Below are 24,613 nucleotides of genomic sequence, written 5' to 3' on the forward strand. Positions count from 1 at the left end.
AATGAATTAGTGATTTTTATCAAAATGGGCCATATCCGATGAAGTGAGCCGTTATGACGGCTATTAATCCAATGAGATATTGAATAAGTACCAGCGGCAGAATCCACTTCGCCCATTTTGTCCAAGGTATGCCTGCAATTGCCAAGCCCGCCATTAAGGTGGTAGCGGTTGGGAAAATCATATTTCCGATTCCGTCCGCAAAAGAGAAAGTCAACACCGCAGTTTGGCGTGTAATATCCAATAAGTCTGCGAGCGGAATCATAATTGGCATGGTCAACATCGCATGACCGGTTCCGGATGCTAGAATAAAATGAATAAGAGTTTGGAAGCTGTACATGCCGGCAACACTTAAATAGGCCGGAATATGCTGGATAGCTTCAGATACTTGATGCAGCATAGGGTCGACGATATGCCCATCATTCAATACAACAAGAATGGCGCGTGATACGCCAATAATCAAAGCACCGCCTAGCAAGGCGGCAGATCCATTGGTAAAGGAGTTGACAATTTGATCCGCGGACAATTTACCGAATATTCCAATTACGATTGTCAAAACAATGAATAAGGCTGTAATTTCTGTAATGTACCATTGGAATTTGATGACACCAAATGCCAACACGATATAGTTAATTAAAAAAGAGATTAAGATGAATTTATGTCTTGCAGTTAATTTCGCACTTGATTGGAGCAGTTTTTTTGCTTCTTCCTTTGTATATTTTCCGTAGATTCCTATAGAAGGATTTTTCTTGACCTTCATAGCATAACGATAGATATAAAGAACGGAAATAAGGTAGACGATAATAAATAAGATAAGGCGTAACCCTATTCCTGAGAACATCGGCAATTCAGCAATTCCTTGTGCAAGTCCTACAGTGAAGGGATTCATGATAGCAGTCGTGAACCCTGACAATGCCCCAACTATGACGATGGCAGTACCTGTAATTGTATCGAATCCCAGGGCCAACGCCAGCGGAATGATAAGAGGAAGGTAAGCTAGTGTTTCTTCTGCCATTCCCATTAAGGAGCCTCCTACAGCAAAAAACAGCATCACGACAGGAATTAATAGCTTTTCACGTGTCTCCAACTTCCGGGCCATTGTGGCGATGAGCACATCAACCGTCCCTGTAGCTCTTAAAACACCGAAAAACCCTCCAATAATCAATAAGAAAAAGATAATATTGCCGGCTTCAACCATCCCTGTGTGAATAGCTTTTATCATATCGAACAATTCCACCGGTGCAGATTCTATCCATTTGAAAGAATTGGCGTCAACAGTTGTCCGTCCATCTGCTTCAATCCGTGTATATTCCCCGGCAGGCAAAATGTAAGTAAATAGAGTTGCTATTGCGAGAATGCAGAGCAGCAATACAAAAACATTGATTTTTCTCTCTTTTTCTCCCGCTGTTTCAAGCGAAACAGCCTTCTCTTCTACCTGGCTCATAAGTGTCTCTCCTTTGTATTTAAAATAAGTACATGGAACTAATACGCTAACAAAAATTTTCCAGCCTATCGACTATCAACTGTTTTTCTAGTATTCTGCTGTTTCCCTCCTTTTCAAATCCTTGGGCACGTCAACTCAATCACGACAACTCAATATATAAGCAAATTCTGTGCCAATACGGGGTAATTGATTTTAATGAGAACTTATTGGGTAGATTGAAGTTAAAGGTCATTATTGGTTCTTTTTGGTGATATAATAAAACCAATTAAAGACAGGTAGGTGCTTTTATGTCAAAATCCTCACTTACACTTATAGCGGGAAGCTCAAAAACAAAGGAAGCCTTGCAGGAGCAACTGGAACAACTGCTTGGAGACTACGTTCATGTCAACAGCCATGCTACCGATGAGGGGATACCTCGTTCTTTGGGAGAGGGAATTATCTTGTATTCATCAGATGCAGCTTATGAAAAGAAAATGGGAATGGATGGCGTAAATGCCCAGAAAATAATTGTGGGAAAGAGAACTGTTAATCATGAATACATTGACAAGCTATTAAGAATACCAGAGGGTTCGACAGTGCTTTTGGTGAATGATGATGACGATGCAACTATAAGCCTTATTGAATCCTTATATCAGCTTGGTGTCGATCATGTTCAATTTATCCCTTTCAGGAAGGGGATTTTATTTTATGAGAATGTCCAAATAGCTGTATCGCCAGGAGAAACTCATCTGTGCCCCTCTTACATAAAAGAAGTAATCGATATAGGCGTGCGTCTTTTTGATATAACAACAATTCTGGAAGTTGTAGAATGCTGTGGTTTACAGAAGGATATATCCTCTAAGATTTCTGAAAGGTATATTAGTAATATAATTGAATTACAACGTAAGCTGTTACATGCGGAGTGGGATGCCAAGCAGATGAGTGATCATATCCAAAATGTGTTGTGTACTGTCGATGACGGAATATTGGTTGTTAACGAGGAAGGGCTGATAACGTTATTCAATGACCAGCTTGCGGCATTGTTCCAGGTTGATGCAAAAGATGTGGTTAATCAGTATCTAGAGCATGTAATGAATCGTCGTGATATTATCGATTTCATCATGGAAAGTAATGATGAAAGCAAGTTCTTCAACATATACGGCGTGGAGGTCGTGATTTTCCGGTTGCAAATGATGAAAGAAAATACAATTGTCGCAACCTTCAAAAGTGTACATCAAGCCTTTGAAATAGAAAAGACTGCACAAAGAGAAATGCGCAATCAAGGATTTTATTCGAAATACTGCTTTGACGATATTATCGGCGAGAATGAAGTAATGAAAGAGCGTAAGCAGATTGCCAGAAAGCTTGCCTTGTCGGAGCATCCGATTTTGATTCAGGGAGAGACGGGTACAGGAAAAGAGCTGTTTGCTCATGCGATTCATGAGCATTCATTGCGAAAGAACGGGCCATTTCTAGCGGTTAACTGTAGTGCTTTAACAGAAACTTTACTTGAAAGTGAATTGTTCGGCTACGAAGAAGGGGCATTTACAGGAGCGCAAAGGGGAGGAAAGAAAGGACTGTTTGAAATGGCGGATAAAGGGACTATCTTTTTGGATGAAATTGGTGACATAAGTCTCACAGTTCAATCCCATCTGCTTCGAGTTCTTCAGGAGGGGGAAATCCGCAGAATTGGCGGCAAGAGAATCATTCCCGTTAATGTCAGGGTGATAACCGCGACGAATAAAAATCTTCATGATAAAATGCGGGACGGTTCATTCAGAACAGACTTGTTTTACCGGCTGAATGTGCTCAATCTTTACATACCGTCACTCAAAGAGAGAAGAGCGGATATTCCACTTTTGATAAAGCACCTCATCACAAAAAGCGGGAAGTGGGTAAAAGTAGAGGAAGACGTACTGGATTATTTCATGCAATATGAATGGCCCGGCAACATACGGGAACTTAAAAGTACAATCGATTACATGCTGACGGTTTGTGAGGGGAATGTCGTGACGAAAAGTGACCTTCCGTTCATGCACGGGAATAAGGAAGACAGTGTGACGGCTGATTATCCCGTCTGTGAAAGTGTGTTGGAAAATCAGGAGCGCGCTTTCATCTTGGAAGTAATTAAGCAATACAACGATAAAGGAAAAGCGGCAAGCAGAGAACTGATTTCCAATCAAAGTAAAGAATCGAACTTTGTCTTGTCCCCTCAGCAGATTCGTCGCCGTTTGGATATTTTAGAAATCGAAGGGTTTGTCGTCAAAGGCAGAGGAAGGGCCGGCACTAAGATTACCGCTGAAGGAATAGAGTATTTATATTTTCTGAAGTCAAAGCATGCTATGCATTGATATACTTAGTCACTACCAATAAGGGGAGTTTGCTAATTTAAGGTTTTGATAAGTTATATAAGGGGGAACGCCCCATCGCCAATAAGAAGTTTAAAAGGTGAAATGATCCTATATTAATAGCCCCGTTTCTCGGTGTCGTAAAAGAGAAATGGGGCTTTTTAACACCGATAAGTATCATTCATTTTACTATAATTACCTCGCTTCACAGCAATTACCCAACCAAGAATCTTACATATTGTTAAAATCATCATCATTTTCTAATGTTTTCAAAATATGCTTAGTCAGAATGGAGGCATCCGTGTTTTTCCATACTGCCGATATCGAACTGGTTAATTCCGAGTTATCGATGTTCAAGGCTTTTACTTGGCTTTTTCCCAACAAACTCACCATATCTTCCGGCATGAGGGCTACGCCTAAGTTATTGGATATTAGATTGGCAATCGTCAGTAATTCAGAGCCTTTACATAATTCTTTAGGTGAAAATCCAGCCGTCAGACAAGCCTTTTCCAAAAGGAATTGAAGGGAATGCGCTTGAACGGCATCATAATGGATAAAAGGTTCGTCTTTTGCTTCGTATAAATGTATGGCCTCTTTTTGGGCTAGTGGATGATCCATGGAGACGACTAATTGTAAAGGGAACTTCATGAATTCAATCATGCTTAATCCTTCATTGGCGATGATGTCACTGTGAATGGGCGTTCGGATGAAACCGATGTGATAATTTTGTTGGTTTACGAGTTTTACTGCTCTTGAAGATGTTGTTTCATGCACGTAAAACTCTGTTTCCGGGTATTGCCCCACGATCTTTTTCAATAATTTTGGGATATATATACTAGCTGCAGAGGGTACGGTAGCAATCTTCAGTTTAGGCTTGGGGATGGTTTTGTTTTCAACTATGTAATTCACTGTTTTCTCGATATCTTCAAAGGAAGGCGCAAGCTTTTTATAGATGTATTCTCCTTCTTCCGTCAATGTAATTTTTCTTGTCGTTCGATTCAATAATTTAAAGCCTAATTGTTTTTCGAGGGATAAAATCTGTTGGCTAAGTCCGGGCTGGGATATATGCAGGGTTTTGGAAGCCTCACTGAAACTAAGATGGTTAGAAACCTCTATGAAATAGCGGAGGGATAGGTAATTCAAACAATCACCCACTTCAATTGGATTTGAGTATACAAGGCTAAAGAAAGGGGGAATCCCTAATATTCCCTCGCAAAAAAAAGCTGGATATAAAATTTAAGGTTAGAAGATCATTTTATAATATAGACTTATAAGTTTATAACAATAATATATTTCTAAAATGGAAGAGTCAATATTATCCTTAAAGAAAGGGAGAATAGGTAATAAAAGGTAGAATATTACTATTGGATAGCGGATTTTCCTTGTTTTTAATAGGTGTTTATACATATTTGTGCTTGTTATTCTGGTTTCTATAAAAAAATTCAAATCAATTACTAGTCCTTTTTGATTATATGTCTGATTTTGTAAAAAAAGGGAAAGTGAGTCGGTCGGTAGAATAATAACATTATCATCTTTTGCAGATGATGAATAAACATGAGGGGGGATTTTTATGAAAAAATTTCATAAGTGCTTTTTATTGGTCATGATTTTGACGGTCACCGGTATTATCACGGCTTGTAAAGACAGCAATGAAGGTGCCTCAGGAAGCGGTAACCAAAACTTGAGCCTGTTGACTGGTGGAACGGGGGGTACATACTATCCGCTTGGAGGACAAATTGGAAAAATCATTTCCGATAAAACAAAAGCGAATATAACACCTCAGACATCCGGTGCCTCCGCAGAAAACATGGAAACGTTAAGGGTTGGAGAGGCTGAAATCGCCTTTTCGCAAACGGATATCGCGGCATATGCACTTGAAGGAACAGAAATGTTCGATGGGAAACCCATTGACAATATTATGGCGATCAGCTCCTTATATCCTGAAACTGTTCAAATTATAACGACTGCGAAAAGCGGAATTAAATCAATAGAGGATTTAAAGGGTAAAAAGGTATCAGTGGGTGCACCGGGTTCAGGTGCATACATCAATGCCATGCAAATCCTGGAGATTCATGGGTTGTCTGAGAAAGATATTAAAGGGCAAAATCTATCTTTCGATGAGTCGGCGGAAGGAATACAAGCAGGCAATATTGATGCAGCTTTCATTACGGCCGGAACACCAACTGGCGCTGTTGAGGCGCTGTCCGTACAAAATGATATCATGGTCCTGCCTATTGCAGAGGACAAGATTCAAGCTTTGGTTAAAAAGTATCCATACTATGCTGAAGATACCATTCCAAGTGGAACGTACAAAATCAATTCCGAGGTTAAAACAGTTGCAGTTAAAGCGATGTTAGTGGTTACAAAGGATCTTGATGAAGATTTAGTTTATGAAATGACTAAAGCTGTATATGAAAACACTGATCAAATCACACATGCAAAAGGCAAGTTCCTTACAGCAGAAACTGCACTTGAAGGATTAGGGGATATGGAAGTGCATCCTGGGGCAGCAAAATACTTTAAAGAAAAAGGTGTTTCCAAGTAATGCAATTGGGTCGGTAGCTCGCTTTATGTGGCCTATCGGCTTCATTTTTTTCTAAATGGGACACTGGTTGTGAAAGGGGTACCTATGATATTCAAGAAATTCATGGCTTTTGGTATACCTCTGCTCATCGCATTTCTTTTATTTTTTCCGTATAAACAGGTAATTGCATTTTCCTATCAGGACCAAGGGGAATTAGTCGCGTACTTACCATTGAAAAACGAAAGGAATTTCCAGATTAAATATACCCACTCCATCCACCTTTCGGATGTACTGGAATCATATCGTTTTTCCGATAAGCAAATCATACAAACCGAACTTGCTTATCATGACTTTGCAGTCGGTATGCCTTCCAATGCAGAGGGGGAGGAGGTATTCGAAGAAAAAGAAGGTACCTACTTCATAAAAAATATGAAACGCACTTTCGCCTTTATAGATTTACGGGTAGGACAAGTCAGGGCTAACCATAGATTGGTATATGATGAAAAAACATATACATTATCAGACTTCATTAAACCTGGGACATGGATCAGGATTTCATCGGAAAGCATTTCATTGTGGGAACAGTTGAAGGGAGTGAAGATTAGTGGCTGATAAAGAAAAAACGAAATATTTAACCGAAGCAGAGCAACAGGAGTTATTGGAGAAATATGATCCAGAAGCCGGGACAAGGAAATTAACTGGTGCCTTGGGGCACATTGCGTTTTTTGGACTTTTAGCTTTTTCGTTATTCCAATTATATACAGCCATTTTTGGCGTTTTTACAGCACAAATCCAACGGACGATACATTTAGGGTTTGCACTCTCCCTGATTTTTTTACTATTTCCTGCAAACCGGAAGAAGCGTGAAAAAGGAAAGTTTCAAATTGCCTGGTACGATATCATATTAGCGCTCCTTAGTATTGGGGTAGGTGCATATTGGCCCTTATTTTTCGAAGATATCGTCATGAATGTAGGACGTTTGGGCGCATTGGATTTTGCCGTTGGCTTATTGGCCATCCTCCTAGTTTTGGAAGCAACCAGGCGTGCAGTTGGGATTCCTATCATGGTCATTGCATTATTATTCATTTTCTATGGAATTTTTGGACAGTATATGCCGGGATTCCTCGCTCATCGTGGTTTAACTTTGGAACGTTTGGTGCAAACGATGTTCTTCTCGACAGAGGGCATTTTGGGTACCCCGTTAGCGGTGTCATCGACATTCATCTTCCTATTTTTACTGTTTGGTTCCTTTCTGGTCCGAACAGGCGTCGGTCAATACTTTAATGATCTCTCTACCGCAATTGCCGGCAGACGGATAGGGGGACCTGCGAAGGTTGCGATTTTTTCAAGTGCTCTTCAAGGAACGATTAGCGGGAGCTCTGTGGCTAATGTTGTCACATCAGGAGCATTTACGATACCGATGATGAAAAATCTTGGATATAAGAAGGAATTTGCCGGGGCAGTGGAGGCGGCTGCTTCGACAGGCGGTCAATTGATGCCTCCGGTAATGGGGGCAGCGGCATTCTTAATGGTTGAGTTCATTGGGAATGGAATAACGTATTGGGATATAGCAAAGGCGGCTGCGATTCCAGCTATCCTTTATTTTTCAGGAATTTGGATCATGACCCATTTTGAAGCGAAAAGACTTGGGCTGCGTGGGTTAACGCAAGAAGAGATGCCGAGTAAAAAGGAAGTGTTCGGCAAGTTTTATTTACTAATACCGATTCTTGCCATTATCATTTTGCTCATGGCGAATATCACGGTAACACATGCAGCACTGTATTCCATCGCCATCTCGGTTCTTGTAGGTTTCATAAACAAGGATGTCCGCATGAAATTCATCGATATCATCTATGCATTGGTGGATGGAGCCCGAACAGCACTTGCAGTGGCCGCTGCAACAGCAGCAGCAGGCATTATTGTCGGTATCGTCACGAAAACTGGGCTAGGACTTAAGCTTGCTAATGGCTTGATTGATTTATCTGGTGGATATTTGATTCCAACACTGATGCTAACTATGGTAGCGGCACTTATATTAGGTATGGGTTCACCTACGACTGCCAATTATGTAATCACCTCGACGATTGCAGCGCCTGCGATAATTTTGCTTGGTGTTCCTGATCTATCTGCACATTTATTCGTTTTCTATTTTGGCATTATAGCAGATATAACTCCTCCAGTTGCTTTAGCGGCATTTGCAGCGGCAGGGGTAGCGGGAGGCGAGCCGATAAAAACGGGGATTGAGTCATCGAAACTTGCCATCGCTGCATTCATCATTCCATATATTTTTGTTCTCTCCCCGCAAATGCTAATGATCGATACAACATGGATGGAGGTTGCGTGGGTAGTACTTACTGCAATGGCAGGTATGATTGCAATTGGGGCGGGTGTCATAGGTTACTGGATGAGGGGAATGAACTGGTTAGAAAGAGTCCTCGCCGTAATCGTAGGTTTACTATTGATCTACCCTGAAACGGTATCGGACATCATTGGGATATCTGCTTTTATCGTGTTGCTGGCTTTACAATATCTTTGGAAAAATGACAATCACGACAGCTCCAAGATCTTAGAAAATAACCAAAGTATTGAGAAAAGTTGACCCTGCGAATATCAATCCGGAAGTAAAGGGTAGAGCTTAACCATTCGGGGGGGTGATTTTTTGAAGTGAGCACCATTGGGAATGCAACGAAAATGGGAATGTGCAGACTGTTTTTTATCGAGACAACCAGCATATTCCTACAAGAGAATTCTGCTCGTATATCCACTTGCCTTATGATAAAACCCAATTTGTTTTATTTTGAAAGGAGACTAATTCATGAAATTTTTAAAAAGTTTTATTTTAGTTACTTTCAGTTTCTTTTGTATGATCACACCGGCTTTTGCAAGTGTTCCTGGAGTGGATGGGTCAATGGGAAAGGGTTTTACAAATGGAATCGTATCAGTTTCTCATCCGTTAGCAGCTGAAGCGGGTATAGAGATACTAAAACAAGGCGGAAATGCAGTCGATGCAGCGGCAGCCATTCAATTATCGTTAAATGTGGTTGAACCAATGATGTCTGGAATCGGCGGCGGTGGTTTTATCATGATTTATAATAAAAAGGAAAATAAAATAACGATGATCGAAAATCGCGAAATGGCACCTCAAAATGTTACGCCTAAACTTTTTTTAGATGAAAAGGGAAAACCTATTCCTTTTAGTAAGCGGCATACATCCGGGAAAGCGGTTGCTGTTCCTGGGACTCTTATGGGGGTGGAGACTTCTCTGGAGAAATATGGAACATTGAAATTATCACAAGTCATAGGCCCGGCCATTAAACAAGCTGAAGAAGGGGTAAAAGTCAATTGGGCAACAGCACAATATATCGATGAAAATGTAACAAAGCTTAAAAATAACCAATCGGCTGCAAAAGTTTTTGTACCAGACGGAAAGCCGTTGGAAGAGGGAGACACCCTCGTTCAGCCAGACCTGGCAAAGACTCTTAAGTTAATAAAAAAACAAGGTTCTGACGTTTTTTATAAAGGAGAAATCGGGGAAGCACTCACCAAAGAAGTTCAAAAGCGTGAAGGAACGATGACAACTGAGGATTTGGAAAACTATGAAGTGAAAGAAAGAGAGCCGATTAAATCGGAATATAGGGGATTTGAAGTGGTAGGGGCAGCTTCACCAAGCTCAGGCAGTTTGACTGTTCTGCAAATCCTGGAGCTTATGGAAGGATACGATGTGCAAAAGATGGGGGCCAACTCACCTGAGTATCTTCATCACCTAACCGAAGCCATGCATCTTGCGTTTGCCGATCGCGCTGCTTATATGGCGGATGAGGATTTTTATGATGTACCAACAGAGGGACTATTAGATGAAGATTATATTAAAGAAAGAAGAAAACTCATCAATCCAAATAGATCAACAGCTGATGTCAAAGCGGGCGATCCATGGAAGTATGAGGGCAAAGAACCCACTGCAATGAAGATGGTAAAAGAAGAGAAAACCCCAATCGGACAAACGACTCACTTTTCTGTAATGGATAAGTGGGGAAATATGGTAGCTTATACGACTACAATCGAGCAAGTATTCGGATCTGGTATCATGGTACCAGATTATGGGTTCATGCTAAATAATGAAATGACGGATTTTGATGCCACACCGGGTGGAGTTAACCAGGTGGAACCAGGAAAAAGACCAAGAAGCAGTATGTCCCCGACCTTCGTATTGAAAGATGGAAATCCTTTCATGGCCATTGGTTCACCAGGAGGAGCGACGATAATCGCATCGGTATCTGAAACGATCATGAACGTGCTTGATCATAAAATGCTCATTCAAGATGCCATATATGCGCCACGTATTTATTCTGCTGGTTATCCGACAGTAAGATGGGAACCGGGAATTGAACAAAATACAAGGCTTGAGTTAATGGCTAAAGGCCATGTTTATGAAGAAAAACCGCAACATATCGGAAATGTGCAAGCAGTTATTTATGATTATGAAAAGGGAAAAATGTATGGAGGAGCCGATAATACGAGAGAAGGAACTGTTCAAGGTGTGTATGATGTTTCCCATAAATCGAAAAAGCCGAAAGAAATAAAAGAAGAAAAAAAGGGACCGTTTACCTTAAAAGTGAATGGAGCCGTTTATCCTTATACAGCTGATCAAATGAAACTGATCGATGAAAAACCCTATATCCAATCAGATAAATTACTACTAGGTTTGGGTGTAATCCAAACAAGGGATTTAGAAACATTTAAACCAGATAAAAAATCGTATCTACCTGTGTTAGGAGTAGCGAAATCATTAGGGTATAAAACAAAATGGAACGAAAAAGACAAAGAGGCACTATTGGAAAAAGATCCGGCGGATATTGAGGATCCGGACGAAGATGGCAGTGTCACGAATTGATTGCTTTTCTAAGTCCGCTCGGGAACTTGATTACTAAATGAACCTAAACTTGACAACCCCGGAATTCTCTATGTAAAGAGAGGTCTGGGGTTGTTTTTTAGTCATATGAAATAGTAGAGAGGTAGTCAGCCAGTTGAACGAAGGTTCCTGAAAAGCCCTCCTGAACCGTTTCCTCCTCGGTTGGGGATACAGGTGCCCTCGGTGAATGTAAAAGTATTGAGAGTTTCCAATGGCCGGTTGTCGTTAAAAGGAGCACGTACGATGTTACCCATTTCATCAGAAAAGAAAGGGTGTAAACGAGTTTATCTGGGGCATTTACTTCATGATAAACAAATTTGACCCACATTACATTACCGTCAGGAGATGTCTGGCTGTAATGGAAAACACCTTCCTGGCGAAGCTCAAACTTAGAAATATCAAAAGCCCATCCTTTTGGGCCCCGCCAGTTCTGCAGATGTTCTGATTCGGTAAAAGCCTTAAATACAAGCTCGCGAGGAGCATTGAAACTGCGGGTGATTTCGGTTTTTGGAAACATTTTATTCCTCCAATTATTTCAGTTAATGTTCCAAGCTGTCGAGTCTTTCTTCCCATATTTCACAATACTGTTCAAACCAAATGTTTAATCCTAAAGGGCTCTGGACGAAGCTTGTAAATTCGACGAATTGCTTCCGCATAAATTCCACAACTCCTGATTTATGAAGCCCGCTTATATATTTGGATGCCAATGGGTGCCGAATCTGAAGTCGTTCTGCATATTCTCCCGCGGTGAAAGGGCCGTTTCCATTGAGTTCGCCATTCCCACTCGAAGAGTAATTAATAATGTAGTATTCATCTTTACCCCACGATTTATTAGAATGATAGTCCTTTGGGTGAGATATAAACAAACAGGAATATTCCCGTCAAATAATATTGAAGAAATGTATTGTTGTCCTACACGAGGCGGTACCAAAAATATCCTTCCCCTAAAATGAAAAATGAGCGCTGATCCTTGTTCCGGGATAGTGCCGCATTGTGGATATCATTATAAGTTTTGTTGATGAAATCACGTTCTATATTTGGAAACCGTTTACCATGCTGTACGTCGAGAATATAACAATGCTATTTTTGTGCATAATGATATAGGTTTAAGTTCTATTATAAAAAAGAACGATCAGAAGTTTTTATTTGAAAATAGAACTGATGTTCGTGTATGCTTGTAACGATGATAATCTTGGTACCGGTTATTATTAAGGAATCCAATCTTGATTCAAAGGAGAATGAAAATGATTAAACCATATTTAATGTTTAACAGAGAATGTGAAAAGGCTTTCAAATTGTATATCGAGGCTTTTGGCGGGGAACTTATTGCTATGCAAAAATATAGTGAGATCCCATCAAGTCCAGACTTTCCTGTTGAAGAAAGTGATAAAGACCTTGTTCTTTACTCACAATTAAGATTAACAGAAGATGGAGTTATAATGGGTTCTGATTCAAACCGTGAATTGAATGATAGTGACAAAGTGGTTGTAAGTGTGGAGCTGAACTCGGTGGAACAAGCTAGAAAGGCATGGAACATATTAAAAGAAGAGGGATCTATACATATGGATCTTCATGAAACATTCTTTGCGAAACTTCACGGTTCGTTGAAGGATAAATTTGGTGTTTCATGGATGTTTACTGTCAATTAATCTAAACCAGAAGACATCCTTCTTTGTAAAGTCGTTACTATTATTTGGGAAGGTAAAAATTTTAAAAATTCTCAATAAAGCTCGGACGCTTTAATGGAGTATCTAAAAAATCCCGATTTCTTAATACTAAGAAACCGGGATTTTTACTATTGGAGGTTATTAAGGTTGTACATCTGTATTTTCCCTTAAGCTGCAATAAATGATTGGATATTCGGAAATCATTTATGTGAGTTGTCTTGTAAAATGGGGTTTTCTGACTTTGTATTTACTACAATTGTGGTCATGAAAATACATTGAAAAAAATGAAAAACTGTGTTAAATTTATATAGATACACCAATTTATTATTTTTTATAAATTATACCCTATTATAATTATACAACATAATTTCCTTCTCAGTCAATCCTTATTTTTATTTTTTTAAAGGAGTGTTTGATAGGAACATGGAACTTCAGTAGGAGCAAGAACGACTGGACAGCGTTAATGGTTGATCACATGAACAATTTTTGTCATATGATTCTCTTGGTATTAAGCGATAAATGGGAGGGAAAGAAATGAAACCATATGTACTGGAGTTTCGGGAGATCGATAAAACGAAACAAATGGTGGTCGGTGGCAAAGGGATGAATTTGGGCGAATGCTCGAAGATGGATGGAATTCTTGTACCAGAAGGATTTTGTGTTACTACTGAGGCATTTAAAAGAGTCATTGGGGAAAATGATGAGCTTCATCAATTACTCGATCAGCTTGCAGTACAAAAAGTGGACGAACGAAAAAGAATAAGTGAAATTAGCAGGAAGATTCGTGATCTGATTGAGGGAATCGAGATCGACAAGGGGATCGAAGAAGATATCGACCGATGTCTCTTAACTTTTGGCTTCGAGCATGCATATGCTGTTCGTTCTAGCGCTACTGCCGAAGATCTTCCATTTGCCTCCTTTGCAGGTCAACAGGATACCTATCTAAACATCAAAGGAAAAGATGCAATTTTACAACATATTAGTAAGTGCTGGGCTTCACTATTTACTGATCGTGCTGTGATTTACCGAATGCAAAACGGATTTGACCATCGCAAGGTTTATCTGTCTGTTGTTATTCAAAGGATGATTTTTCCACAAGCTTCCGGAATACTATTTTCAGCTGATCCAGTTTCCTCAAACCGCAAGGTGCTTTCGATCGATGCTAGCTTTGGGCTGGGTGAGGCACTTGTCTCTGGCTTAGTGTCTGCGGACAATTATAAAGTGCAAGAAGGTAGGATTGTGGAGAAGAAGATTTCTGCCAAAAAGTTGGCTATATATGCACGAAAAGATGGCGGAACGATGGAAAAGGAAATTGAGCCGGGGCAGCAGGTTTTATCGACCCTGTCAGATGAGCAAGTGTTGGGGCTTGAAAGGATCGGCAGAAAGCTTGAAGCGCATTTTGGCTGTCCGCAAGATATCGAATGGTGTTTGGTTGATGATACATTTTATATTGTCCAGAGCCGTCCAATCACTACTTTATACCCCATCCCAGAAGCGAATGATCAAGAGAATCACGTTTATGTATCTGTCGGTCATCAACAAATGATGACTGACGCCATGAAACCATTGGGATTATCCTTTTGGCTGTTAACGACTCCTGCACCCATGCGTATAGCTGGCGGAAGGTTGTTTGTTGATGTCACACATATGGTGGCTTCACCTGAAAGCAGAAAAATGTTAGTAGAGGCCATGGGACAACACGACCCGCTCATGAAAGACGCACTCATTAACATAATAGAGCGAGGGGATTTCATAAAATCTGTACCAAATGATAAGCAAGAACAGAGTTCCGGTAAAAGCAATAAAAGTGTGCCGTCTGCGGATTCTAGGGCACAAATTGAAAACGACCCGACAATCGTTTCTGATTTGATTAAACGTAGTCAAACATCGATAGAAGAATTAAAACAAAACATCCAAACGAAATCAGGTTCGGAGTTATTTGATTTCATTCTGGAAGATATCCAGATATTAAAGAAGATTTTATTTGACCCACAAAGTTCAGCAGTGTTTATGGCTGCTATAGATGCATCATCATGGATCAATGAAAAAATGAATAAGTGGTTAGGTGAAAAAAACGCAGCAGACACGCTTTCTCAATCTGTACCAAACAATATAACTTCAGAAATGGGTCTGGCCCTAATGGATGTCGCAGATGTGATACGTCCTTATCCAAAAGTAATTGATTACTTACAACAAGTAAAAGATGATAATTTTATGGATGAACTAGTTAAGTTTGATGGTGGTCAGGAAACTCAGGATGCTATCTATGATTATCTCGGCAAATACGGAATGCGATGTGCTGGAGAAATCGATATTACTAAAACCCGTTGGAGCGAAAAACCAACTACACTTGTCCCCGTGATTCTAAGTAATATCAAAAACTTTGAGCCTAATGCTAGCAATCTGAAATTTGAGCAAGGGCGACAGGAAGCTTTGAAAAAAGAACTAGAGATATTAGATCGATTGAAGCAATTACCGGATGGTGAACAAAAAGCCAAAGAAACAAAACGAATGATCAGTCTAATCCGGAATTTCATCGGTTATCGGGAATATCCAAAATACGGCATGGTTAACCGCTACTTCGTTTATAAGCAGTCTTTACTCAAGGAAGCCGAACAACTCGTACAAGCCAACGTTATTCATGAAAAAGAAGATATATATTATCTTACTTTTGAAGAACTTCATGAAGTCGTACGCACAAATAAACTAGATTACCAGATTATCAGCAAACGAAAAGACGAGTACAGATTATATGAAAAACTTACTCCACCACGTGTTATCACGTCTGATGGTGAAGTCATTGTAGGGGAGTATAAACGAGACAATCTCATGGCCGAGGCTATTGTAGGTCTACCGGTTTCTTCCGGAATTATAGAGGGCAAAGCACGCGTCATCCTAAACATGGAAGATGCAGATCTAGAAGATGGAGATATACTGGTTACAACCTTCACCGATCCTAGCTGGACACCATTATTTGTATCCATAAAAGGACTCGTCACCGAAGTTGGCGGGCTGATGACCCATGGAGCAGTCATCGCACGTGAATATGGCTTACCTGCCGTTGTCGGTGTGGTATATGCCACCAAGCTGATAAAAGATGGGCAACGTATTCGAGTAAATGGAACAGAAGGTTATATAGAAATACTATAATTCATTACATTTCTATCATAAAGAAGAACATTCGAATTAGGAGAATCATTGAAATCATGATGCTTTGCGGTTTTTGGCAAGCCCCCTGTCACTAGGTCATATAAGGGGGCAGTAACTGAAAATTGATACTAAAGTTTAGTAAGATCAACTTGAGATCGGGCCTTCTGTTAAAGGTCGCTTTTATATGATGCCAAAGCCCAATTTCTCTCTTTACAACACCGAGAAATTGGGCTTTTTGTGGATTTTATTTATAGGCAAAATCGAAACGCCCTTGCTAAATCTACTGGCTTGAGCAGCAATGTCAAACGGATACAAGGAAGATATTCTCCAACAGATATATCTGTCAATATCATAAATGTACGCTGACCTTCTATAGAAATATTAAATTTTTGTATTGGTAATTATACATTATCTCTATTATAATTTTTAAGAAAGATATTTCGGAATTTTTAAAATAAAGGAGAAATTATGTATACTCACCCGACTTTAAAATATTGGAATGGAAGAATTGATTCCCAAACTGACCTGGACAGCTTCAGATACCACCAAAGAGTGCGCTTGGCACCCATTTCGGAATTAGCCACCTCTTCCAATGCATCACGAACTTTTGGACTGATTGGCTTTAAATGTGATGAAGGCGTCAAAAGGAATAAAGGCAGGGTTGGTGCTGCCGAGGGTCCTGATCATATTAGGCAATCGTTGGCAAAATTACCTTGTCATTTACCTTCCCAAACCGAGCTGGTGGATGCTGGCGATGTAATATGTGAAAGTACAGAGATGGAAGCCGCCCAATCTCAACTGGGATCAGCTGTTGCCCGGATTTTGGAGAGTAAAGCGATTCCTATCATACTTGGGGGAGGTCACGAAACCCTGTATGGCCATTATCTTGGGATTAGGAAATCCATTGGACCAAAAGCTAGACTAGGGATTATTAATATTGACGCTCACTTTGATATGAGACCTTATGAAAATGAAACTTCATCTGGCACGATGTTTAAGCAGATTTTGGACGAAGATCAAAATTGTGGCTATTTATGTGTCGGAATTCAGAAGCAGGGGAATACGAAGGCACTGTTTGAAACTGCGGAGAGGAGTAATGTCGACTACATATTGGAAGAAGATTTGTCATTATACGAAATGGATGAAACGAAGCGGAGGATAAATGAATTCGCTAAGGAAAGTGACTATATCATGCTTACATTATGTACGGATGTTATTGATTCAGCCTACGCACCTGGGGTAAGTGCACCATCGCCGTTTGGACTGGATCCGAAATTGGTCCGTGCCATTATTAGGCATATCGTATCGAATGAAAAGATCCTCTCATTTGATATCTCTGAAGTGAACCCTTCATTGGACGAAAATAATAAGACCGTTACATTGGCAGGGCATTTAATAAATGAGGTTTTGCTGCATTTTAAATAATGGACATGGGATGGCGGCAACTCCAATTCGGTCTTCCCAGAAAGAGCGTTTCTTTTCGTATCGACTGTTGGGGCTTTCCTTAATGTTATCTTCAATATTGAAGCGAAAAACCTTTAAAGCCCCCAGACTGTCCATGAATCATTCATGGACAGTTTTTTGCGCCTCCTTCACAAGGATTCATGGTCCTTGGCATTGCTTCGTTCGACTAACCATTTAAAGTATAAAGGCATGTGGATTTTCCATGCCTCTGCTAAGTTCAATACTGATACTTGTGGGTTTTTGGTTTATAATAACAACCATCTAGCCTTTTGAGGAGGGATTCCATGAATGAATATAAAGTAACGGTCAGGAATGGCAGTACCTTAATTTTGTCGGAAATCATTAAAGCTGAAGATGAAAGAGAAGTCCTTGGCACTCTTTTGATTTCCAGCGAATTATTTAATCAACCATTTACTGATATCAAGATTTTAGAAAGCTGATTTGTGCCTGCCCATTCCATTTGATACACTGTAATAAATCTTAATACGGTGGCGATATTATGTGTGGACGTTTCACTCTTTTCACTGACATAGAAGAAATAAAAGAACGGTTTGATATCCAAGGGTCATTTGATGAGGAATACCAATTCAGCTACAATATTGCTCCCTCCCAATCCGTGCTCTCCGTCATTAATGACGGGGTAAGGAACCGGCTTGGATATCTTCGGTGGGGACTCATTCCTTTCTGGGCAAAAGACGAAAAAGCGGGCTACAAAATGATCAATGCCAGAGCGGAAACCATTGCTGAGAAAGCAAGCTTCAGGAATGCGTATAAGAAGAAGAGATGCTTGATAATCGCTGACTCTTTTTATGAATGGAAGAAGACACCAGAAAGAAAAATACCGATGCGGATAAAACTGAAGAATCATGCTCCATTTGGAATGGCCGGTCTCTGGGAATCCTGGAAATCTCCTGAAGGCATCAGCATCTATTCGTGCTCTGTTATAACAACTGTGCCAAATGAGCTAATGACCAGCATTCATGACCGCATGCCTGTCATCCTAAAACCAGAAGATGAAAAAGATTGGTTGAATCCTTCCATTAATGATCCTGCATATCTGCAACAGTATTTAAAATCATTCGATTCGGAACAGATGGAAGCATTTGAAGTATCGACTGATGTAAACTCGACTAAAAATAATACACCTAACCTAATCCAACAAGTTTGTTGAGAGTTCATTAGGCCTCTCAGAATGTAGACAACTCGGTGAAAATCGAGTTTGTCTACATTTTTTTATGGTTTTTACAATTTGACGTCGCCTCCAGGCACTCGCTTTTCCCCCAGGAGTCTCGCACACCCGCTCCAATCAACTTAGATCTCTTTATAAACAGTAAGGAGTGCATGTGAAACACTTTAAAAATTAACCCTTGCGAAAATAGACAAAATGCTGTACTGTTATATTTGCTTTTCAAAACGACTTTCGATGTCAGGAACTCAGGCAAGTTTCCAGCGTGGTACTTTTCTGGCAGGCATCGTAATTTTTAAATAATTATATAATGTAATCTTCTTATCAAGAGAGACGGAGGGACTGGCCCGAAGATGTCTCGGCAGCGGACTTAAATGGAGTGCTGTGCCAAATCCAGCAGGCTGATTTTCGCCTGAAAGATAAGGAGGGTGTTTTTTATAAATTAAAAGACCTCTTCTTGTTATTAAATAGAAGGGGTCTTTTTTTATGCCAGTTTTTTGCTACAGCTCCATGACTGGAAAATCAGGTAGGTTCAAATTGGAGTTATTTGCGAAAACTGTTAATAGAATAAGAGCTGTGACACATGTCGCGGGAATAATAAAAAGAGGTGTACATCATGAGTGCAAACAATAAAGGGAATCCATGGGCATTGATCCCATTTGTCGTATTTTTAATTTTATTTATTGGATCCGGAATCATCACTAAAGATTTTTATTCATTTCCGGTGATTGTAGCGATTTCCATTGCATCGGCAGCTGCATTGGCGATGAATCGGAAAGAGACATTCAATGAAAAGGTTGATATCTTCTGTAAAGGTGCCGGGGACGCCAATATTATGTTAATGGTTATCATTTTCCTTTTGGCCGGCGCTTTTGCCGAAGTTGCCAATGGCATGGGGGCAGTTGAATCAACCGTGAATCTTGCCTTAGCTGTTTTCCCCCAAAATCTATTAATGGTGGGGATTTTCATCATCGCTTGTTTTATTTCTCTATCCATGGGGACAAGCATGGGAACGATCGTAGCCCTGGCACCTATCGGGGTAGGGATTAGTGAACAAACTGATATTTCACTTGCCCTTTCAATGGCAGCCGTTATTGGTGGTGCGATGTTTGGGGATAACCTTTCATTCATTTCAGATACGACAATCGCTGCTGTCCGAACTCAGGGAACGAAAATGAAGGATAAGTTTAAAGTGAATTTTTTCATCGTTTTACCTGCAGCCATCATCACATGTGCCATCCTAGGAATTTTAACGATGGGTGAACAGGCTGACATTTCCCAACAGTCTTATGATTGGGTGAAGATTCTTCCGTATCTTTGCGTATTGGTCACTGCATTGGCAGGAGTCAATGTGTTCTTGGTCCTTTCCATCGGAATCGTATTTGCCGGAATCATCGGCTTGGCTGATGGTAGTTATCAACCGTTGGGTGTCATTCAAAAAGTTGGAGAAGGAATGGCGGGAATGTATGAAATCTCCTTCCTTGCCATTTTAATTGCAGGTATGGTAGCCGTAATCAAACATAATGGTGGCATCGATTATCTACTCCACCTAGTGACACGAAATAGCAAATCGAAAAAAGGGGCGGAATTCAGCATTGCGGGGCTTGTTGGTTTAACGAACCTTTCAACGGCAAATAACACGATTTCGATTATCATTGCCGGGCCACTTGCCAAAAATATTTCTGAAAAGTATGGGATTGATCCGCGGAAATCGGCGAGCGTCCTTGACATTTTTGCATGTTGTATCCAAGGGTTGATCCCATATGGAGCACAACTGCTTGTTGCAGCAGGGGTAGCAAAAATTTCTCCGTTAAGCATCTTGCCGTATTCATATTACCCAATCCTGATTGGACTTTGTGGCGTCATTGCCATCCTGATTGGTTTTCCACGGTTTCAGCCGGGAAATGATGAAATGAAGAAACGTACCTCTTAAAAAGAGAATATAATAACAAAACACCCTGAATCATTGGATGCAGGGTGTTTTCTGTATGGTAAATACATAAACATAATAAAGTTTTCTCACACTTTTCAATTTTTCTGCTTAATTCCGGTCCAAATTAATGATGGTTGTGTGTGAGACACCTGTCATGAATAGAGGACAACACCAACTAAACCGGAAAGAATAATTACATAGGCTGGATGCCAGCGTAATTTCATTAGGGCAAATAACGATAAACCAAAAACGATTAATAAGCTTATCGTATGCCATGAAAAGTTCACGGCTATCATATGATTGGAAAGTGCTAAACTGATCGCTGCAAAGATGATCAAACTAGTGACAATCGGTCTTAATCCATAAAACATGGATTGAACAACTGGATAATGATTCAATTTACTGAAAAATGTGGCTATAACGGTTACGAATATAATGGCAGGAAGCAAGATTCCTAGAGCAGATGATATGGCTCCTGCTAACCCAGCAGTCGAATAGCCAACGAGAATGGCACTATTGGCGGTGACAGGTCCTGGGGACATCCCGGAAATGGCGATTATATCGGTGAATTCCTGCGTTGTCATCCATCCATGCTGTGAGACTTCCGATTCTATTACGGGAATCATGGCGTATCCGCCTCCGAAAGATACAAAGCCGATAATAAAGAAGGTGCTAAACAACTCCCACAATTCCATCATTCCATCACATGCTTTCTTAAAAATTAGTTAGTCCCTATTTTGTGTTACCTATATGCCAGCACCCATGAAAGGTTCGAAATCATTTTCTTCTATTTTCCTATCTTTTTTGTCCATCTTGACATCGTAACCTAATTTTCTCTTAATGGAGATGGTCACAATACCGGCTAGAGCTCCTGCTAATATAACCATCACAGGGTGAAGAAAGAAGAGGACGGGAATTCCTGCTATTAAAATACAGAAAGTTGATTTGTCTACAACTGCGTTTTTTCCTATCTTGATAGCCGCATAGGCGATGATGGCTACAATGGAAGCTCTGATCGATATGAATGCGGATTCAACCTTCGGATTATCCTGAATGAAAAAATACACAATGCCCAGGAGCAGAACAATTAAAAAGGTAGGTAATGAAACACCGATCATGGCTGCAATTGCCCCCTTCATTCCGGCAATTCGATGGCCGATAAAGGTGGCGGAGTTAATGGCGACAGCTCCCGGTACGGACTGAGATAAAGCAAAAACATCCGTAACTTCTTCGCTTTTCATCCATTTTCTCTTTTCGACCACTTCATTTTCGATTAAAGGGATCATCGCAAACCCGCCTCCGAATGTGACAGGTGCTATTTTAAAAAAGGTCCAAAATAATTGGAATAGAGTTTTCCATTGTCCTTTCATTGACATCAGTCACTTCCTTTGCATGCTTTGTTTAATTCTTATCATTAACATATCAAAGAAAAAGGGCTGGGTAAATTGCAACAAAATCATCGGGTATAACAAAACGTTATACCCAGAAGATTTATCCGTTTTATTAGAATGCCGCTAAAAATTGAAGCCTTAGAATGTATCTCACTATTTTCATTTCACCATTTACCTAATGATGCTATCATTTTAATAAACTATCTAAAAACATGGAGGTCGTTTTCTTGAAATTGGAAAATCTGAAAATGTTTTGTTTAGTGGTGGATGAAGGAAGCATAAGCCAGGCAGCGAGGTTAAGTTTCTTATCACAGCCCGCTGTAACACGGCAGATCCATCAACTGGAAAATTATTATAACACTTTGTTATTCGACCGTGAGGAAGGAAGGCTGAGAGTTACAGAAGCAGGAAAGCTGTTATACCCTTTTGCTAAAGCCATAGTAAATGACTTCAACCATTCAAAAGAAGTGATTCAGCAATCGACGGGGAAGTACAATGCAAATCTCATAGTAGGGGCTTCCTTGACTATCGGCGAGTATTTGTTGCCGAGCTTGCTTGGGAGATTCAAAAAACAACAGCCAGAAATAAAAGTGACATTGACGATTAAAAATACTCCCCGGGTTCTGGAGGATCTTTCAAACGATGTCATTGATTTGGCCTTGGTGGAAGGACTTGTGGAAAACACCGATTTTATTGTAGACAAGTTCGCCGAAGACGAATTGATTTTGGTATGTCCATCCGACCACCCATGGAAAGGCAGAAAAGAAATTCAGCTAGAGGAATTGGGAAATGAAAGGATGATTTGGCGTGAATCCATTTCCGGAACACGGCTTATCGTAGAAAATATGCTACGGGAGCATGGGGTTTTAGAAAAAATTGAAAGCTACATGGAGATTGGCAGTACACAAGCGATAAAAAGTGCGGTTGAAGCCGGACTTGGAATCAGCATTTTGCCAAGGTTGACAGTGGCCAGAGAATTGGAGCAAGGCTTTTTGCGGGAAGTGGATATATACAGAATAAATATGGCAAGAAATTTATGGCTAGTCAGGAAAAACAAGCGTTTTAATAAAATAGGGGTGTCTAAATTTGTTGATTTTCTTCAATAAGGATGGACGCTGCCTTTGTTCACTCATACAATTGGCAGCGTTTTCAGTTTCGTGATTAACGGCGTGGCCCCGGCAGCTAGCAAAAGTCATGGTAAATTGAATATACTGCATTGATTATAAAAGCTCTTCTCTATCGGGAAGGGCATTTTGTATTTGGTTGTTCAGTCTTCGGTTAGACAAACAAAGGGATTAATGGTCATAATAAAAGATATAATGATGGTTCGGAGATGATATAGCGTGGAGTTAAAGGAAATAAAGAAGCTCGCCGAAGAATTAAATGAAAGCGGTAAACAGCAACTTGTATATTTCTTGCAGTCTCGAACGAAACCAATGTCGGCTCCTATTCGTGCAATTGATGAAATCCAAGTACAAAAACATAAAGCTAGTCTTGTTTGGCCACATTGCGACAGCCATTTTGTTGTGCGATTTGGTAAATACCTTATCAAAACATGTGCTGGAGAGGTGAAACAGCAGCGTTACAGCTGTAAAGCCTGCCATCAAACCTTCAACGACCTCACAAACACGCCCCTTCAACGCATCAGAAGACCACATAAATCTAAAAGGGCAGTTTTGTTGAACAAGTTGTAAATTTAACATTTTAAAGTAAGAGCATTTCTTTGTAATGAGAAGTGCTTTTTATTTTTGTCAAAATTAAAAGGATATTTCAATAACAATAATAATGTAAATAAAAACAATATAAATTTACTGTTATACGATAAATAATATGCTAAAATCAAGTTGTCATTAAATAGGTGAGGTGTTTTAAATGAATGTTAAACGAGGTTCAACCACTTTCTTAAAGGTAATTATTTTTCTGACTGGAATTGCAGTACTTGCTTTGTGTATCTGGTTGCCTGAGATAGCCGTTAGAGATGCAAGGGTACATCCAGATACGGCTTACTTCCTAATCCCCTTTTTAGTATGTGCATACGGTTTCTATATTGCATTTTCTGTTGCGTTGTATCAAGCCTATAAACTATTAACCTACATCGAAAAGAACAATGCTTTCTCTGAATTATCCCTTAAATCTTTGAAGATTATAAAGAAATGTACTTTTACAGTCATTTTCCTCATTTTGTTAGGAATAGTAAGCTTAAGGGTGCTTGCTAAAGTTACAGGTAGTGATGATGCAGCGGGTCCTACATCATTATGTCTAATGGGTATTTTAGCAACAAGTATCATCGCAGCCATTGTGGACGCACTTCAAAAGCCATTAAAAAATGACCCAGATATAATGTCAAAAAATGAATGATTAACGGATATGTAAGAATTTTGATTGTCAGCCAGGTGATTTTTGGAGTACAAAAGCGACGAAGACACTCAATAAAAACAGACACAACTAATTTATTTAACTACGGGGACGATAGCTCAATGAACCGCCTTTTCACCAAGGCGGTTTTCTTATGGTCAAATATCAACATTAGAATTTAACATAGCCTTTATATAAATAAAATTGAAGTTACCATTAGAAATAGGAAATATACTTAAAGTAAAATTAATTATAAAATAAATTCA

General features: G+C 39.9%; 18 protein-coding genes, 1 pseudogene and 1 riboswitch. Of the genes and pseudogenes, 14 read left to right on the top strand and 5 right to left on the bottom strand.

Features of this window, described 5'->3' with window-relative positions; translation table 11 throughout:
- Positions 1-19 precede the first annotated feature (19 nt).
- The gene (locus AC0VX1_RS11145) at positions 20-1,441 is read right to left on the bottom strand and encodes a YfcC family protein (RefSeq protein WP_475471236.1); all 1,422 of its coding nucleotides are present in this window, start codon (positions 1,439-1,441) and stop codon (positions 20-22) included.
- Positions 1,442-1,728: 287 nt separating this feature from the next.
- Between AC0VX1_RS11145 and AC0VX1_RS11150 the strand changes: the two genes are divergently transcribed.
- Positions 1,729-3,771, top strand: a complete 2,043-nt coding sequence (locus tag AC0VX1_RS11150; RefSeq protein WP_475471238.1) for a sigma-54 interaction domain-containing protein — start codon at positions 1,729-1,731, stop codon at positions 3,769-3,771.
- A gap of 228 nt (positions 3,772-3,999) precedes the next feature.
- Here AC0VX1_RS11150 and AC0VX1_RS11155 read toward each other — a convergent pair whose 3' ends face one another.
- Positions 4,000-4,911, bottom strand: coding sequence for a LysR family transcriptional regulator (locus AC0VX1_RS11155; protein WP_328136023.1), 912 nt, complete (start codon positions 4,909-4,911; stop codon positions 4,000-4,002).
- A gap of 427 nt (positions 4,912-5,338) precedes the next feature.
- Here AC0VX1_RS11155 and AC0VX1_RS11160 point away from each other — a divergent pair, with 427 nt between their 5' ends.
- The 4 genes from AC0VX1_RS11160 (at position 5,339) to ggt (ending at position 11,183) form a co-directional block, all read left to right on the top strand.
- Positions 5,339-6,313, top strand: coding sequence for a TAXI family TRAP transporter solute-binding subunit (locus AC0VX1_RS11160; protein ID WP_095390262.1), 975 nt, complete (start codon positions 5,339-5,341; stop codon positions 6,311-6,313).
- 84 nt (positions 6,314-6,397) lie between these two features.
- Positions 6,398-6,904, top strand: a complete 507-nt coding sequence (locus AC0VX1_RS11165) for a DUF1850 domain-containing protein (protein WP_475471241.1) — start codon at positions 6,398-6,400, stop codon at positions 6,902-6,904.
- Positions 6,897-8,891: a TRAP transporter permease gene (locus AC0VX1_RS11170; RefSeq protein WP_475471243.1), complete on the top strand. Its 1,995-nt coding sequence runs from the start codon at positions 6,897-6,899 to the stop codon at positions 8,889-8,891. Before AC0VX1_RS11165 ends, AC0VX1_RS11170 begins: the two co-directional genes overlap by 8 nt.
- Positions 8,892-9,107: 216 nt before the next feature.
- The gene (gene ggt / locus AC0VX1_RS11175) at positions 9,108-11,183 is read left to right on the top strand and encodes a gamma-glutamyltransferase (protein ID WP_475471245.1); all 2,076 of its coding nucleotides are present in this window, start codon (positions 9,108-9,110) and stop codon (positions 11,181-11,183) included.
- 97 nt (positions 11,184-11,280) lie between these two features.
- Here the strand turns inward: ggt and AC0VX1_RS11180 are convergent, their stop codons facing one another.
- Positions 11,281-11,718, bottom strand: a complete 438-nt coding sequence (locus tag AC0VX1_RS11180; protein ID WP_475471247.1) for an SRPBCC domain-containing protein — start codon at positions 11,716-11,718, stop codon at positions 11,281-11,283.
- A 727-nt stretch (positions 11,719-12,445) separates the two neighbouring features.
- On the opposite strand from AC0VX1_RS11180, the gene AC0VX1_RS11185 reads away from it, so the two are divergent.
- The 6 genes from AC0VX1_RS11185 (at position 12,446) to AC0VX1_RS11210 (ending at position 20,601) form a co-directional block, all read left to right on the top strand.
- The gene (locus AC0VX1_RS11185) at positions 12,446-12,850 is read left to right on the top strand and encodes a VOC family protein (protein WP_475471249.1); all 405 of its coding nucleotides are present in this window, start codon (positions 12,446-12,448) and stop codon (positions 12,848-12,850) included.
- 552 nt (positions 12,851-13,402) lie between these two features.
- A complete protein-coding gene (ppsA, locus tag AC0VX1_RS11190) occupies positions 13,403-16,018 on the top strand; it encodes a phosphoenolpyruvate synthase (RefSeq protein ID WP_475471251.1) in 2,616 nt (871 codons plus the stop codon).
- Positions 16,019-16,486: 468 nt separating this feature from the next.
- Positions 16,487-17,443 carry a formimidoylglutamase gene (gene hutG, locus AC0VX1_RS11195; protein ID WP_475471252.1) on the top strand — a complete coding sequence of 319 codons (957 nt, stop codon included), beginning with the start codon at positions 16,487-16,489 and terminating at the stop codon, positions 17,441-17,443.
- A 323-nt stretch (positions 17,444-17,766) separates the two neighbouring features.
- Positions 17,767-17,922, top strand: a complete 156-nt coding sequence (locus tag AC0VX1_RS11200; RefSeq protein WP_412993556.1) for a hypothetical protein — start codon at positions 17,767-17,769, stop codon at positions 17,920-17,922.
- A gap of 59 nt (positions 17,923-17,981) precedes the next feature.
- On the top strand, positions 17,982-18,653 hold the full coding sequence (locus tag AC0VX1_RS11205) for an SOS response-associated peptidase (protein ID WP_475471255.1): 672 nt from the start codon (positions 17,982-17,984) through the stop codon (positions 18,651-18,653).
- A gap of 333 nt (positions 18,654-18,986) precedes the next feature.
- Positions 18,987-19,094: riboswitch (SAM riboswitch) on the top strand.
- Positions 19,095-19,284: 190 nt separating this feature from the next.
- Complete coding sequence (locus tag AC0VX1_RS11210) at positions 19,285-20,601, top strand: Na+/H+ antiporter NhaC family protein (RefSeq protein WP_187049278.1); 1,317 nt, start codon at positions 19,285-19,287, stop codon at positions 20,599-20,601.
- 152 nt (positions 20,602-20,753) lie between these two features.
- Here the strand turns inward: AC0VX1_RS11210 and AC0VX1_RS11215 are convergent, their stop codons facing one another.
- Positions 20,754-21,299 (bottom strand): chromate transporter, encoded by a 546-nt coding sequence (locus AC0VX1_RS11215; protein WP_413020996.1) that lies wholly within the window; start codon positions 21,297-21,299, stop codon positions 20,754-20,756.
- A 48-nt stretch (positions 21,300-21,347) separates the two neighbouring features.
- On the bottom strand, positions 21,348-21,977 hold the full coding sequence (locus AC0VX1_RS11220) for a chromate transporter (RefSeq protein WP_475471257.1): 630 nt from the start codon (positions 21,975-21,977) through the stop codon (positions 21,348-21,350).
- Between the two features lie 242 nt (positions 21,978-22,219).
- On the opposite strand from AC0VX1_RS11220, the gene AC0VX1_RS11225 reads away from it, so the two are divergent.
- The 3 genes and pseudogenes from AC0VX1_RS11225 to AC0VX1_RS11235 all read left to right on the top strand — a co-directional run bounded on the left by AC0VX1_RS11225 (position 22,220) and on the right by AC0VX1_RS11235 (position 24,350).
- Positions 22,220-23,098, top strand: a complete 879-nt coding sequence (locus tag AC0VX1_RS11225) for a LysR family transcriptional regulator (RefSeq protein WP_475471258.1) — start codon at positions 22,220-22,222, stop codon at positions 23,096-23,098.
- A 237-nt stretch (positions 23,099-23,335) separates the two neighbouring features.
- A pseudogene (locus AC0VX1_RS11230) lies at positions 23,336-23,650 on the top strand (transposase); the annotation flags it as partial.
- Between the two features lie 214 nt (positions 23,651-23,864).
- Positions 23,865-24,350: a DUF2975 domain-containing protein gene (locus tag AC0VX1_RS11235; protein WP_475471260.1), complete on the top strand. Its 486-nt coding sequence runs from the start codon at positions 23,865-23,867 to the stop codon at positions 24,348-24,350.
- The last annotated feature ends 263 nt before the right edge of the window (positions 24,351-24,613 follow it).

This window comes from Peribacillus sp. QJM3NY_7, assembly GCF_056173225.1.

What these genes read in the sequence shown, in the direction of transcription:
- AC0VX1_RS11145 (WP_475471236.1), bottom strand. Translation starts at nt 1,441, where the DNA reads ATGAGCCAGGTAGAAGAGAAGGCTGTTTCGCTTGAAACAGCGGGAGAA.
- AC0VX1_RS11150 (WP_475471238.1), top strand. Translation starts at nt 1,729, where the DNA reads ATGTCAAAATCCTCACTTACACTTATAGCGGGAAGCTCAAAAACAAAG.
- AC0VX1_RS11160 (WP_095390262.1), top strand. Translation starts at nt 5,339, where the DNA reads ATGAAAAAATTTCATAAGTGCTTTTTATTGGTCATGATTTTGACGGTC.
- AC0VX1_RS11165 (WP_475471241.1), top strand. Translation starts at nt 6,398, where the DNA reads ATGATATTCAAGAAATTCATGGCTTTTGGTATACCTCTGCTCATCGCA.
- ggt (WP_475471245.1), top strand. Translation starts at nt 9,108, where the DNA reads ATGAAATTTTTAAAAAGTTTTATTTTAGTTACTTTCAGTTTCTTTTGT.
- AC0VX1_RS11180 (WP_475471247.1), bottom strand. Translation starts at nt 11,718, where the DNA reads ATGTTTCCAAAAACCGAAATCACCCGCAGTTTCAATGCTCCTCGCGAG.
- AC0VX1_RS11185 (WP_475471249.1), top strand. Translation starts at nt 12,446, where the DNA reads ATGATTAAACCATATTTAATGTTTAACAGAGAATGTGAAAAGGCTTTC.
- ppsA (WP_475471251.1), top strand. Translation starts at nt 13,403, where the DNA reads ATGAAACCATATGTACTGGAGTTTCGGGAGATCGATAAAACGAAACAA.
- hutG (WP_475471252.1), top strand. Translation starts at nt 16,487, where the DNA reads ATGTATACTCACCCGACTTTAAAATATTGGAATGGAAGAATTGATTCC.
- AC0VX1_RS11200 (WP_412993556.1), top strand. Translation starts at nt 17,767, where the DNA reads ATGAATGAATATAAAGTAACGGTCAGGAATGGCAGTACCTTAATTTTG.
- AC0VX1_RS11205 (WP_475471255.1), top strand. Translation starts at nt 17,982, where the DNA reads ATGTGTGGACGTTTCACTCTTTTCACTGACATAGAAGAAATAAAAGAA.
- AC0VX1_RS11210 (WP_187049278.1), top strand. Translation starts at nt 19,285, where the DNA reads ATGAGTGCAAACAATAAAGGGAATCCATGGGCATTGATCCCATTTGTC.
- AC0VX1_RS11215 (WP_413020996.1), bottom strand. Translation starts at nt 21,299, where the DNA reads ATGATGGAATTGTGGGAGTTGTTTAGCACCTTCTTTATTATCGGCTTT.
- AC0VX1_RS11220 (WP_475471257.1), bottom strand. Translation starts at nt 21,977, where the DNA reads ATGTCAATGAAAGGACAATGGAAAACTCTATTCCAATTATTTTGGACC.
- AC0VX1_RS11235 (WP_475471260.1), top strand. Translation starts at nt 23,865, where the DNA reads ATGAATGTTAAACGAGGTTCAACCACTTTCTTAAAGGTAATTATTTTT.